Consider the following 13,375-nt stretch of genomic DNA (forward strand, 5'->3'; position numbering starts at 1 on the left):
CTCCTGTCATTTAATTACTTTTATGCTTATAAAAATCATTCAAACAATTACTTATTTCTAAATAAGCTTCATCCTTTAGATTTTCTCTCAACAATTCTACGAAATTGGGTTTATCAATAATCATTTTGCTAACTTCACTGATAACCTCAAGATGTGCTTGTTTGCTGTTTTCAGGAGCTATCATTACAACAACCAGGTTAATTGCCTCTTTTTTACCTCGACTGTTGAAATAGGAAAGAGGATTGGTTAACCTCACTGCCCCAAAATGCAATTCTTCAACACTAGCGCTTCTACAGTGGAGCAAGCTGAGACCTTTATCAGAAATTAGTGTTCCTCCCTTTTCCTCCCTAGATAGTAAATCCCTCTTTAACTTTTTTTGATTTATTTCTTCATTTACATTCCTACTACTGACAATATCAATCAATTCCTCAATACCATCAACCTTCAAGGTTTCAAGAAAGAAATTGTCCAATACCTGTATAATCCCTTCGCTATAATTGTGGATTTGTAATAGTTTGTCTTTGAGTTTTAGGGTTTCTTTTTTCTTTTCCTTAGGTTTTGTCAAGATTTTTTTAATCGTCTCATGAATATGCTCTTTATCCTCCTTTAACAATAGAGGATTTACTACAATTACAGGCATACTACTATTTTCAATAGAGATTGTAGAAATAATAAAATCAATTTCCTCCTGCTTTAACCAACTTTCCTCTAAGCGAATGGAGGATATCACGTCAACAACTTGAATATTGTCATATTCTCTTTCTATTCTAGTAGCCAATAGCTTTGAAGTTCCAATTCCACTAGGACAAGCGACTGCTACTCTATACCTTGGTTGAGGAATAATTTCCTTTTTTTCAATGACTGTTCCCAAATGCATAGCAATGTAGGCTATTTCAGATTCTGGAAGCTTCATCCCTAAATAATCCTCCAGCACTTTGGCACACCTGCTGCTTATTTCTAATAAATAGGGATATAGGGTTTTAATCTCCTGCAGCAAAGGATTTCTAATATCCATTTTCATCTTTAATCTTTTTATAGCAGGTTCCAGGTGATTAACAAGCCCCATTAGCAGTTTTTCATTGTTCCCTATGAAGCTTCCAGTTTCTGCTTCAGCTATTTTGATCATCTCTCTTGCTAATTTAACAAGTTCAAAATTGCCAATAGCTGCTTTATCATTTTTAGTAACATTTCCCCTGTTTTTCGACCCCATAAGATGCATGGTGATATAGCCTATTTCGTCCTCATGTATATCTATATTAAAGAAATCTGATATATCGAAGGAAAGCTTTCTAGCAGTGATGAATTCTGGATTTTTACTAAGCTCCTGCAAAAATTCTTTATCCATTACTACTTTTTCGTTATTTTTAATTCTTTTGATTGCTAGGGCAAGATGAACAATAAGGCCAACATAGGCACTGTCCGCCAGCTTGTATCCCATCTCCTCTTCAGCCGCATATATCAGTTCTTCTAATTTTCTAATTGTCTCTTTGTCTATCAAATTCAAAAGTCTATTTCTTGTTTTTATCTCAATACTACCCAATACTTCAGGCGATTTCGTTATATTTTCTTGGACAAAATTTAAAAGTTGCTTCTCCTCTACATTTTCATAAATAAGATTTATGATAGCTCTTCTCTTGTGTTTTTCCCGTCCTTCAATGTAAACTCCAAGCCCTGGCTTTCTAATTAAATTAAGATTGTAGACGTTTACCCATTCCTCTAGCTTATCTAAATCATTACTAATGGTACCTTCAGATACATTTAAAATTTTGGTTAAATAGTACAGCTTAATAGGCTGATTTGCTTGTAAAAGCTCACTTGCGATGATTGTCTGTCTTTCCAGAGGTGTGAAGGTTTTTATTGAATTGGCATGATCAATTAACTCCATTAATTCTTCTCTTTTTTGTAATGAGCAACTTAAACGAATCCCAACACCTGTCTTTTTATCTAAATACACTCCCTCTGCTTCTAACCACTCATCGATCCCCTCTAATTCTCTTAAAACTGTCCTTGAGCTGACGTCAACATCCTGTGCAATATTGGATATGGTAATATAATCATACTCACTGCAGAGTCTGTTTAATATCTCTTTTTTTCTTGTGGTCATTTTTATCTTCTTCATAAAACTCCTCCTATAGCGGGTTCCTACACAGTGTTTAGATTGCTTGAGAATATATTTTGTGAGAACAGAGAAATTGTAGTCCCCCTGTTCTCACATAAAGTAATGATTAGGAAAGTCTATTAACTAGTTCATCAAATTCTGGACTGTTCATAAAATTCTTAATAGAAATATGCTCCGCATTTGGTGCCTTTGTTCTTGCCCTATCAGTTAGGCTTTCATGAGTGATAACGATTGCACTATTTGAAGGTATTTCATCAATTGCACAGTTCACAACATTGATATTTAGTCCCGCCTTCTTTAGCTTATTTCTTAGGTTTGTGGCAGCCATAGCACTGGAGCCCATCCCAGCATCACATGCAAATATGATCTTGCTAACCGCCAGCTTCGATTTCTTTCCCTTCAATTCCGCTGCCTTTTCCTTCGCTTCCATTAATTCATTTTCATCTAACTTGTTGTTGTTTCTTTTGATGAAGTAGGCTGCGATTAAAAAGCTCACTGCCGTTGATACAATTACTCCTGCCAAAACAGGAATATATCCTCCCCTTGGGGTCATTGCCATTAATGCAAATATACTTCCCGGTGAAGGTGTGGCCACTAAACCTGCTCCCAATGCACTAAAGGTTAAGATACCACTGGCTCCACCCGCTACAACCGCCAACAATAATATGGGGTTCATCAATACATAAGGGAAGTAGATTTCATGGATTCCCCCCAGGAAGTGGATAATAACTGCTCCCGGAGCTGATTGCTTCACCATGCCCTTTGAGAATACCCAGTAGGCCAATAGTATTCCGAGTCCTGGGCCTGGGTTGGTTTCCAGCAGGAAAAAGAGTGATTTGCCTATTTCATTTACCTGCTGTATCCCCAATGGTCCCAATACTCCATGGTTCATAGCATTATTTAAAAATAGAATTTTACCTGGTTCGATGAATAGTGAGCTTAAGGGTAGTAAACCTGCATTAACGATCCCCTCTACTCCTGCCCTAAGTACATTGTTTAGTCCCAGTACGACAGGACCGATGGCTAAGTATGCCAGTAATGCTACGATGGTACCAATAATTCCTACTGAAAAGTTGTTTACTAGCATTTCAAAACCTGCTGGGATTTTTCCTTCTACTGCTTCATCAAACTTTTTGATGGCATAGCCTCCTACGGGTCCCATGATCATAGCTCCGATAAACATCGGTATATCTGCACCAACGATCACTCCCATGGTTGCTACTGCACCTAGCACGCCGCCTCTTGTTTCTCCTACCATTTTTCCTCCCGTATAACCAATAAGTAATGGCAGTAAATAGGTAATCATTGGACCAACCAATGCTGCTAAATTCTCATTTGGTCTCCAGCCTGTCGGAATAAACAATGCTGTGATGATTCCCCAGGCGATAAAGGCCCCTATATTTGGCATTACCATTCCGCTTAAAAATCTTCCGAATTTCTGTATTGTCTCTTGGGTATTACTCTGAGGCCTAGTTGCTGCTTTGGCACTTAGATTTGACATAAATATAATCCCCCTTTATTTAATCATGACATAATTAAATAGTGACATCTCTGCAGAAATGTTTTTAATTTTCTCACTATTTATTATATACTTATAAAATCAACCCTTCAATCAAAAGATAATTGTCATAAGTCAATAAGTACTAGTGACAAAACTAAATATACTGCTAATAAGCTATCTATATGGATATCTCTTTCAAAATAAAAATTCCGTAGCAAATCAAGATTTCATCTTCATTCACTACGGGAATTTGGAATCGACAAAAATATTAATATTTCTCTACTGCATCTGAAGAGTTAAAAAAAGCAGTATTTATTGTTTTTCAGTTGAATCCATTGCTGCAAAATCTCATTTATATTTGGTTTTTTATCATAGGTATAAGCCTTATGGATCATTTCAAGAATTTCATTCGCTTGTTTTTTTGTTACTGTTACTCCCAGTTCCTGTAATCCATGAATAATGGCGGCCCTTCCAGAATATTTTCCCAACACGATTTTTCTTCGGCTTCCAATTTCTTCAGGAAAAAAAGTTTCATACACGATTGGATTTTTTAATAATCCATCCACATGAATTCCTGATTCATGGGAAAATACACCGCTTCCTACAATAGGTTTACCCTCACTGATGGTTTTTCCTGAGGCTTCTTGTACCTTTTTAGACAATTCTATTAGTTTCTTTACCTCAAAAGGATGCTGTCTTTTCATTAAAAACTTCAATGCTATTACGATTTCCTCTAATGCAGTATTACCAGCCCGTTCTCCAAGTCCATTTACACTGCAGTTGATATATTTTGTTCCTGCTTCATAAGCACTTAAGCTATTGGCTGTTGCCATGCCAAAATCATTGTGTCCATGAAACTCTAGATCGTTCTCCACATTTTCTCTAATGCGCTTAATAATCTGATAGGTGGTAAAGGGAGTCAATATCCCTAGGGTATCTGCATATCGAAGACGAACTGCCCCTGCCTTTAAAGCAGTTTGATAAATTTTAATTAGAAAATCTTCTTCTGCTCTGGAAGCATCCTCAGCTCCCACTGATACGATGCATCCTTTTTCAATCCCATAGGAAACCACCTTCTCTAGCTGTTGTATTACCCATCTTCGATCTTTTTTGAATTTATGAAAAATATGGATATCAGAAGAAGGTACAGCAATATGAATATATTTTGCACCACAGTCCACCGATGCATCAATATCGATTTTATTCATGCGATTCCATGTCAGGATTTTAGCCTTACCCTTTCTAGCAATGATTTGAGCTATCGTTTCCTTTTCCTCTTTTCCCATCACAGGAATTCCAGCTTCGATATAGTCCACCCCTGCCTCATCAAGGATTTTTGCAATCTCTATCTTTTCATTTCTAAGAAATACAACCTCTGGCGTCTGTTCCCCATCCCGTAGAGTTGTGTCCACAATATAAAAATCCTTCATGCTGGCACCTCCCAATTTTTCATAAAATCATCTATATTATAACGCTAATCTAGAAACCATCTTTCCTTCCTCAATATGAGAGTCCATAATTTCTTCTACATCCTCTGGAGTTACACTTCCATACCAAACTCCTTCCGGATAGACCACCACAATAGGGCCTTTACTACAAATGCCAAAACATCCTGTATTGGTTACCATCACTTCTCCATCCAATTCACGCTCCTGAATCTCTTCAATAAAATTGTTTACAATTTCTACAGCTCCTTTTTGAAAACAGAAGCCTTTCTGTTCTCCATTAATTCTAGAGCTAGAACAGACAAAAATATGATATTTAGGTTTATGCACTTACCTTCACATCCTTTCTCGTATTTATGAAACCAGTTCACTATGAAGCACACTTTAATTGATTGACTGCCTTGAGAATTCCCTTCTCAATCTCTTCATACACCTCAATAATATGGATACTATTGGCTTCTAAATTTTTTCTAGGTACACTACCAATTCGCAGACAGAGGACAATATTGCAATCAGCAAGTACTTTCAACATTTTTTCTGTTTTCGTTTCTGTATCATTACAGCTATCGAAGCCTGTACAGTATTGATCTACAGAACGTTTCTCCAGGAAACTCGCACCTTTAGAAGTATATTTATAGATCAAAAGCTCCTGTACGTGTCCAAAATGCTGATCAATTAGTCTGCCGGTTTTAGAGGCAACGGCAATGATATATTCCTGTTGGATTTCTGGTATATCCAATCTATTACCACAGCTACCTTTTCTAAAATCTAAAGAAACATCCTCTGCTAAAATTCCAATAGCATCCGCCCTACACTGTCGACAATGATACATTTGCTTTAAATTGATAGAACATTTCTTTCTTAAGGCATTCAATTCACCATTGCTGATAAGCTTCATATTTTGAAATTTGCTGCCTTCAGCAGGAATCAATGGCATAATATTATTTATATAAACTCCATAATCTTTAATCTTCTTCACTACTGCTTCAAGGTGATGATCGTTCAACCCTTTAATCATAACCATATTCACCTTACAAACAATTCCCAATTCCTGCAGCATTTTTAAACCCAGTAGCTGCTTTGATATTAACAATGCACCTGCCTCTTCATCTGTATAAATTTTATCTTTATAATAAACTTTACTATATATTTCCCCTGCAATTTTAGGATCAATAGCATTGATGGTAACCGTAACATGGGTAACCCCCATCTTACTGATCTCTTCTGCATATTCCGGTAACATCAGTCCATTTGTTGAGAGACAAAAGGTCACATCTGGATCATAGGCTTTAATGAGTTCAATCGATTTTTTTGTCTCTTCAAAATTAGCCAAAGCATCTCCCGGTCCAGCAATTCCCACCACCATTAGATTGCTTAGCTTCGATTTCACCAGTTTATACTTCTCCAATGCCTCTTGTGGCTTTAACACTTCGCTGGTAACTCCCGGACGACTTTCATTTAAACAATCATATTTTCTATTACAATAGTTGCATTGGATGTTGCATTTCGGTGCAACAGGAATATGCATTCTAGCGTATTTATGGGCGGTATCACAGTAGCAGGGATGCTTCTCGGTTTTTTCCCTGACTTCAGTGGTCCAGTTTTCCTCCATCATGATCCCTCCCTTTCTAAAATATCCAAATCTTTTTTTCAATCTTCAAACATCTTTATTTATAATACTTTTGATACATATTTTCCCGATAATGACTATATTTTTCTTCTAAAAGGGTATTGGTAATATCATCTAAGAACCTCATAGAACCTTCATAACCACAATAAAGCCTTCTTTGAGCTCCTACCCGGTCATGAATAGGAAATCCCACCCGTACCAAAGGCACACCTTCTTTTTCTGTTATAAATTTTCCTTCAGAGGTTCCAATAAGGATGTTCACGCCCAGTGCCTTTACATAGGACTGTATTGTCTCCAGGTCAGTATCATCAATAACCATGCAGTTTTTCTCCATTTTTTCCAAAGCCGGTGCCAATAGTTCCTTGAGCTTTCCCGCCTTCGTTCCAGTTGAAATCAATAATGGCTGAATTCCATTTTCTAAACACAATTTGCTAACAGCATATACCATGTCTGGTTCGCCAAATATAGCGGCACGACCCTCTGCATTATATTTATGGGAATCAATCATACCATCCAGCATTCTACCTCGTTCTTCCTTCAGCTTATCCGACATTTCTTTCCCACTGATTTTTTGTAGAATCTCTAGAAATTCATCTATATTATCCAGTCCAATAGGTAAGGAACAACGGTAAAGGGGGACTCCGAACTGTTCCTCTAAATATTTACCTGGAGAAAGATGGTCAGGAACCAGCATTCCCATTTCAACGGTTGCTGAGGCACCTGCCATTTTTCTAATTTCATGAATTTTTGTGCCTTCTGGCGATAGTTTTTGATAATTTGGGGTAAAGGGAGCATCCAAGGTTTTACTAATATCCGGTAGAATAGTATATTCTATCTCCAAAAGCTCCAGCATTTCTTTGATTTTTCTAACATCAGCCGGCGTTAAATTCCCTGCAATGATATTAATAGCATTTGTTGGCGTTGTATCTATTGCAATTTCTTCTAATATTTTTCTTAAAGTAAAATAAAATCCTTCATAGTTGGTACCGCCATAGCCTGGTGTTGCCACTGGAATAAACAATACATCTTCATAATCTGGTTCTTCTTCTTTAAACTCCATAATAATTCGTTGTAGATCTTCTCCAATGGTCTCAGCCAAACAGGTTGTAGAAATACCTATCATTTTAGGGTTATACAACCGAAGTGTATTTTTTAAACCCTTTTTTAAGTTTGCCCCTCCACCATGTATGGTTTCTTTTTCGTTTAGAGAGGATGAAGCAATATCAATAGGTTCATTATAGTGACCTGCCATATGTCTTCGGATATAGGTGCTGCATCCCTGTGAACCATGAAGTAATACCATGGTGCTTTCAATTCCTTTAAAGGCAGTGGAGGCTCCCATTGGCATACAAGATTTACAGGGATTTACATTTAAATTGACAAAATTTCTTTTTTTCATTTACATCTCCCCTGTTCTCTATTAATAATTCCCCACACAGGATTATTAATAGAAGCATGCACTTCCTTTGCAAAATGAATAGCTCCTTCAAAACCATTTAAGGGATGTTTCCGTTCATGGTTATGATCACAAAAAGCTACACCCAATTTATAGGCAAGGGGTCTTTCCTTCACTCCCCCTACTAAAATATCCGCTCCTTTTTCCTTCATAAACTTCTCCAGTTCTGTAGGATTTGTATCGTCTAGAATCACAGTGCCCTCTGCTGCCAGTTCCCGAATGGTCTCATATTCCTCTTCTCTTCCTGTCTGGGTTCCCACCATAACAGTTTCCATGCCTAAATCACGAAATTGTTTGATTAGAGAAATCGCTTTAAATCCACCACCAACATAGATGGCAGCTTTTTTCCCCTTCAGTTTTTCTCGATAATAATCTAAGGCTTTGTTGGTCTGTTTTAATTGGTCTTTAATCAATATTTCAGTTCTACGAATAACTTCTTGACTATCTAGCGCATAGGCTATTTTTCTAAGAGACCTCAGAGTATCCTCTAGACCATAGAAACTGATATTAATAAATGGAATTCCGTAACGTTTTTGCATTTGTTTTGCTAAATAAGTCATAGAGCCAGCACACTGGACAATGTTGAGTTTTGCCTGTGGCGCCTTTACAAGTTCTTTGTAGGAAGCATCTCCTGTTATTTTAGAAATCAAAGATACACCCATAGCGCGAAAATAAGATTGATTAATCCACATCTCCCCCGCAAGATTGAAATCGCCTAGGAAGTTGATACCCTCCAATTTTTCTTGAGATGCTTTATTTCCCATTAAGTCTAGAAGGGCATGGCAAGCAGCCTTATATCCTGCATTTTTATTGCCTGCAAATCCAGAGGATTGTATCGGAATAACACGAATATTATGCTTTTTTTCTGCTGCCTTAGCTATTGCTTCTAGATCATCTCCAATAACGCCTACTACGCAAGTAGAGTAGATAAATATTAATTTGGGATCATGCTGAGCTGCAATTTCATCAATAGCAGCTGCCAGTTTTTTTTCCCCTCCAAAAATAATATCTCGTTCCCTTAAGTCAGTAGAAAAGCTGTTACGATAGGTTTCCTCTCCACTACTCAAACTCCCTCGAATATCAAAGGTATAGCTGGCACATCCAATAGGTCCATGAACAATATGATAAGCATCGGTAATTGGATTTAATACAACCCTTGCACCACAGTAAACACAAGCCCGTTGACTAACCGCCCCCGCTACACTATTTTGATCACAACTAATCTTTTGTCCTTTTTGATGCTTTGATTTTTCTACTATAGAATTTTTTCTTTCTTCTAATGCTCCTAAACACTTTTGAGCTTCCATAAGCAATCACTCCACCTATATGAGTGGAATGTGGTTAGAAACAACCATATTCCCTCTTCATCCATTTATTATTTATTACAATACTAATTCAAAATCCTCATCAGCAGCATCTCGATCTGCACGATCCAATAAAGCATTCCCTATCATTTCAATTAACCGCATAGCTCCTTTATATCCCACAATTGGGAAATAACTATGAACAGCACGATCTAAGTTAGGAAAACCAAAACGTACAAGAGGAATGTCCTCTGCTCTAGCGATATACTTTCCATAGGTGTTGCCAATCAAAAGATCTACTGGTTCATTTTTAATCCATTGATGAAGTTCAAATAAATCTCCTGAACTTTTTACTCTGCCTTCTACATAGGCATTTTCCAGCATAGCATTTACTTCTTTTTCAAAAGAAGTACCAGGTGTTCCTGTTACAACATAAATTGGTTTCATTCCCAGGCTTAAAGTAAACTCTGTCATAGCAATAACATGATCGGGATCTCCAAAAATTGCTACCTTCTTTCCATGATAATGGTGATGGGTATCCGTCATAATATCTACTAATTGACCCCTTTCCTCCTCTAGCTTATAAGGTACATCCTTCCCAGTAATTTTTACTAATTCCATGATAAATTCATCTGTAGCCTTAACGCCAATAGGTAGATTAAGCACATGGGCATCTACTTTGCATTTTTTCTCCAATTCATTGGCAGCAGCCTCTGAAGCAAATCTTCCTACTGCTACTGTTGCCATAGAATTGCCAGTATCCATCAATTCTCCTACTTTTGTGCCACCTTTAGGATACATCCTATATTTTCCTGTCATTGGAGAATCTACTACACCACTGGTATCTGGAAAAAGTATATGAGATATCTCCATTAATTTGGCAATTCGTTTTAATTCCCGCATATCTCCCGGTTCTGTATAACCAGGGATGATGTTGACTTTTTTGTTGCTGCCATCACCTTTTCCCTGTGAAAAATAAGTTACCATCGCCTTTACCATATTAGAAAAACCAGTAACATGAGATCCTGCATAACTAGGGGTATTGGCATGAAATACATGCTTTCCTTGCGGTACCTCTGAATCTTTAATAATCGTAGGTATATCATCTCCGATGGTCTCAGAAAGACAAGTGGTGTTGACAGCAATTACATCTGGTTTATAGATAGAAAACACGTTCTTAATAGAAGTTTTTAAGTTTGCTCCTCCACCGAAAACAGAAGCACCTTCCGTAAAAGAACTGGTGGAAGCAACAATCGGATCGCGAAAATGTCGCGTTAAGTGCATCCGATGAAAAGAACAACATCCTTGAGAACCATGACTATGGGGTAAACAATTATGAATTCCCAATGCCGCATACATTGCACCTATTGGTTGACATGTCTTGGCTGGATTGATTACCAATGCTTTTCTCTCTGTAATCTCTCTTGATGTATGATCTAACATGTTGCCACCTCCTCCATAACTTCTCCTTGTAATAATGGCTCCTGCTTCCATAGAGGGGTAATGAATCCCCAGGTTGGCGTGTTCATTCCCATGGAAACGTCTTTTGCGAAGATTACTGCCCCTTTAAATCCAGCATAAGGTCCACTATAGTCATAGGAGTGAAGCTGTTTTGAAAATATTCCCATTTTTTGTGCTACATATTTATCTTTAATACCAGAACAGAACAAACTAGGTTTTAAGCTTTTTAACAGTTCCTCTGATTCAAAGTGATTTAAATCGTCAATAACATAGCTTCCATTCTTCATTTCCTTGATCATACCGTCATATCTGCTTAAAGGCATCTCTTTTTTAAGTGCTTCAAGTTTTTCAGGTGACAGATATAATCTATAATTCTTTTCATCTTTTGTGACATGAAGATCTGGAATATTTCTGCTATCGGCGTCCATTTTGATATAAGGAATGACGTCCCGCCCTTCATAATCATCTCTATGACCAAATTCATAGCCTGCCATAACAGTTTCTATTCCTAACTCCTTCAATAGGCCTTGATAATGATGAGCTCGGGAACCACCTACAAATAGTAATGCTGTTTTTCCTTCACACATCTTTTTGTACATATCCATAGCTTCTTGGATAGAGGTCAGTTCTTCTGCAATCACTTCTTCTGTTCGTTGAATCAATACCTCATCACCAAAATACTTTGCTACGTTTCTCAAGGTATTAATGGTACTTTCAATTCCAATGAAGTTTACCTTAAGCCAAGGAGTCCCGTATTTGATTTCAATCATTTCAGCAATATAGTTAATAGATCTATGGCATTGTACTAGATTTAGATCCGCTTTATGGGCACTTTTTAGTTCTTTATAGGTGCCATCTCCTGTCATGACAGAAACGATATGGTAGCCTATTTTTCCTAATATTCTTGAAATTTCCCATCCATCTCCACCGATATTGTACTCTCCCAGTATATTAATGGCATAAGTTTTGGTTTCAGCATCTCCAGTACCAATAACATCCTGCATCAGTACATTATTTGCAATATGATGACCTGCTGATTGACTAACACCTTTATAGCCTTCACAGTTAAAGGCCATTACTTGAATGCCAAATTCCTCCTCTGCTTCCTTTGCAACTGCTTGAATGTCATCTCCTATCAAACCAACTGGACAAGTAGAGGAAATCGTGATAGCTTCTGGTTTAAAAAGTTCATAAGCTTCTTTCACTGCTTTCCTTAATCTTTTCTCGCCGCCGAAAACAATATCACTTTCCTGCATGTCGGTTGTAAAACAATAACTCAGGAAGTTGCTTTCTCCGTCTTTTGAACGTCCCTTGTGCCTTCTAGTACCCCATGTATAGTAAGAACATCCAACAGGGCCGTGAACAATGTGTACTACATCTCGTAAAGGACCTAGTACAACCCCTTTACATCCTGCAAAACAGCAACCTCTGTTACTGATAATCCCTGGCATTGTACGGGTATTCGCTTCAATTTCATCTTTTTCATTTTTACCCTTTACCACAATATGTTTCATCCGATTCTTTTTTACCTTCGGTGGATATTTTTCCAAAATACTATCTATCTTTTTCGACATAGTCATATCTCACTCACTCCTTAAATTACTCTTTAGATAATTGCCTGCTCTCCGGTTTCACCAGTTCTTACTCGGACTGCTTCTCCCACTGACAATACAAAAATCTTTCCGTCTCCAGGATTACTTGTTTGATTAATCTCAATAATTGTATTTACCACTCTGTCAACATCTTTATCTGGTACCGTAATCGATAATAAGCGTTTAGGCAGTAATCGATGTTTTTCTGAAATAGACTCCGCAACCTCTGCAGGTATATTGGAATTCATTAAAAAACTTTCCTCAGGCACTTGATCGTTGACTGGTTTTTTCCCTCTTCCAAACACCTTAGTACAGGTGAAAGCTGGAAAACCTTCTAATGCCAATGCATTTTTTGTTTGATTCACCATATTCATGCGAATAACCGCTATAATTTCCTTCATAAAAGATGCTCCTCTCTATAGTTTTTTCTATAGTTTTTTCTCCCCACTACTAATGGTGTAAACCTCTTCTACATTGCTGATAAAGATTTTTCCATCACCAAAAGCACCTTTTTCTCCAGTTTTAGATTTTCGTGTTATCACTTCAACTACATGATCTTTGTATTCATCTTCACAGACAAACATTAATAGATTTTTAGGTATTTCATCATAAGTAATATCCCCTACCTTGATTCCTCTTTGCTTCCCTCGCCCTACTACATCCAGCTTTGTTACGGCAGGGAAACCGGCATCACTTAGCTCCGCAAGTACACTGGCAACTCTTTCCGGTCTGATAATCGCCCTAATTAATTTCATCTATATTTCCTCCTAATTAAAACTCGTGGTCACGGGGCTATAAGCCCCGAAACTACGGTATTTTTTGTTCGAGTATATGTACTCGAACAGCTTACTTTGTGTTGTATAGCAG

11 protein-coding genes are annotated in these 13,375 nt (G+C 37.4%); all 11 read right to left on the bottom strand.

The features are described from left to right. Window positions 1-10 precede the first annotated feature (10 nt). Window positions 11-2,119: a BglG family transcription antiterminator gene (locus CHB72_RS06365; protein WP_089282028.1), complete on the bottom strand. Its 2,109-nt coding sequence runs from the start codon at window positions 2,117-2,119 to the stop codon at window positions 11-13. A 106-nt stretch (window positions 2,120-2,225) separates the two neighbouring features. Beyond that, a complete protein-coding gene (locus CHB72_RS06370; protein ID WP_089282029.1) occupies window positions 2,226-3,620 on the bottom strand; it encodes a PTS mannitol transporter subunit IICB in 1,395 nt (464 codons plus the stop codon). A 296-nt stretch (window positions 3,621-3,916) separates the two neighbouring features. Beyond that, the gene (nifV, locus tag CHB72_RS06375) at window positions 3,917-5,050 is read right to left on the bottom strand and encodes a homocitrate synthase (RefSeq protein WP_089282030.1); all 1,134 of its coding nucleotides are present in this window, start codon (window positions 5,048-5,050) and stop codon (window positions 3,917-3,919) included. 36 nt (window positions 5,051-5,086) lie between these two features. Continuing rightward, window positions 5,087-5,395: a 2Fe-2S ferredoxin gene (locus CHB72_RS06380; protein WP_089282031.1), complete on the bottom strand. Its 309-nt coding sequence runs from the start codon at window positions 5,393-5,395 to the stop codon at window positions 5,087-5,089. Between the two features lie 40 nt (window positions 5,396-5,435). Continuing rightward, window positions 5,436-6,677 (bottom strand): nitrogenase cofactor biosynthesis protein NifB, encoded by a 1,242-nt coding sequence (nifB, locus tag CHB72_RS27245; protein ID WP_242975051.1) that lies wholly within the window; start codon window positions 6,675-6,677, stop codon window positions 5,436-5,438. Between the two features lie 55 nt (window positions 6,678-6,732). Then, window positions 6,733-8,094 (bottom strand): nitrogenase component 1, encoded by a 1,362-nt coding sequence (locus CHB72_RS27250; RefSeq protein WP_089282033.1) that lies wholly within the window; start codon window positions 8,092-8,094, stop codon window positions 6,733-6,735. Continuing rightward, window positions 8,091-9,458: a nitrogenase iron-molybdenum cofactor biosynthesis protein NifE gene (gene nifE, locus CHB72_RS06395; protein ID WP_089282034.1), complete on the bottom strand. Its 1,368-nt coding sequence runs from the start codon at window positions 9,456-9,458 to the stop codon at window positions 8,091-8,093. The genes CHB72_RS27250 and nifE overlap by 4 nt, the downstream gene beginning before the upstream one ends. A gap of 75 nt (window positions 9,459-9,533) precedes the next feature. Beyond that, entirely contained in the window at window positions 9,534-10,898 is a 1,365-nt protein-coding gene (gene nifK / locus CHB72_RS06400; protein WP_089282035.1) for a nitrogenase molybdenum-iron protein subunit beta, read from the bottom strand. Continuing rightward, on the bottom strand, window positions 10,892-12,496 hold the full coding sequence (gene nifD / locus CHB72_RS06405) for a nitrogenase molybdenum-iron protein alpha chain (protein WP_089282036.1): 1,605 nt from the start codon (window positions 12,494-12,496) through the stop codon (window positions 10,892-10,894). Before nifD ends, nifK begins: the two co-directional genes overlap by 7 nt. 26 nt (window positions 12,497-12,522) lie before the next feature. Further along, the gene (locus tag CHB72_RS06410; RefSeq protein WP_089282037.1) at window positions 12,523-12,909 is read right to left on the bottom strand and encodes a P-II family nitrogen regulator; all 387 of its coding nucleotides are present in this window, start codon (window positions 12,907-12,909) and stop codon (window positions 12,523-12,525) included. Window positions 12,910-12,936: 27 nt separating this feature from the next. Beyond that, window positions 12,937-13,263, bottom strand: coding sequence for a P-II family nitrogen regulator (locus CHB72_RS06415; protein ID WP_089282038.1), 327 nt, complete (start codon window positions 13,261-13,263; stop codon window positions 12,937-12,939). Window positions 13,264-13,375 lie beyond the last annotated feature (112 nt).

Source organism: Anaerovirgula multivorans (assembly GCF_900188145.1).
GTDB lineage: Bacteria > Bacillota > Clostridia > Peptostreptococcales > Natronincolaceae > Anaerovirgula > Anaerovirgula multivorans.

Bases quoted from the DNA above. Each gene is read 5' to 3' on its own strand.
- CHB72_RS27250 (WP_089282033.1), bottom strand. From the start codon at position 8,094: ATGAAAAAAAGAAATTTTGTCAATTTAAATGTAAATCCCTGTAAATCT.
- nifB (WP_242975051.1), bottom strand. From the start codon at position 6,677: ATGGAGGAAAACTGGACCACTGAAGTCAGGGAAAAAACCGAGAAGCAT.
- CHB72_RS06370 (WP_089282029.1), bottom strand. From the start codon at position 3,620: ATGTCAAATCTAAGTGCCAAAGCAGCAACTAGGCCTCAGAGTAATACC.
- CHB72_RS06410 (WP_089282037.1), bottom strand. From the start codon at position 12,909: ATGAAGGAAATTATAGCGGTTATTCGCATGAATATGGTGAATCAAACA.
- nifK (WP_089282035.1), bottom strand. From the start codon at position 10,898: ATGTTAGATCATACATCAAGAGAGATTACAGAGAGAAAAGCATTGGTA.
- nifE (WP_089282034.1), bottom strand. From the start codon at position 9,458: ATGGAAGCTCAAAAGTGTTTAGGAGCATTAGAAGAAAGAAAAAATTCT.
- CHB72_RS06415 (WP_089282038.1), bottom strand. From the start codon at position 13,263: ATGAAATTAATTAGGGCGATTATCAGACCGGAAAGAGTTGCCAGTGTA.
- nifV (WP_089282030.1), bottom strand. From the start codon at position 5,050: ATGAAGGATTTTTATATTGTGGACACAACTCTACGGGATGGGGAACAG.
- nifD (WP_089282036.1), bottom strand. From the start codon at position 12,496: ATGACTATGTCGAAAAAGATAGATAGTATTTTGGAAAAATATCCACCG.
- CHB72_RS06365 (WP_089282028.1), bottom strand. From the start codon at position 2,119: ATGAAGAAGATAAAAATGACCACAAGAAAAAAAGAGATATTAAACAGA.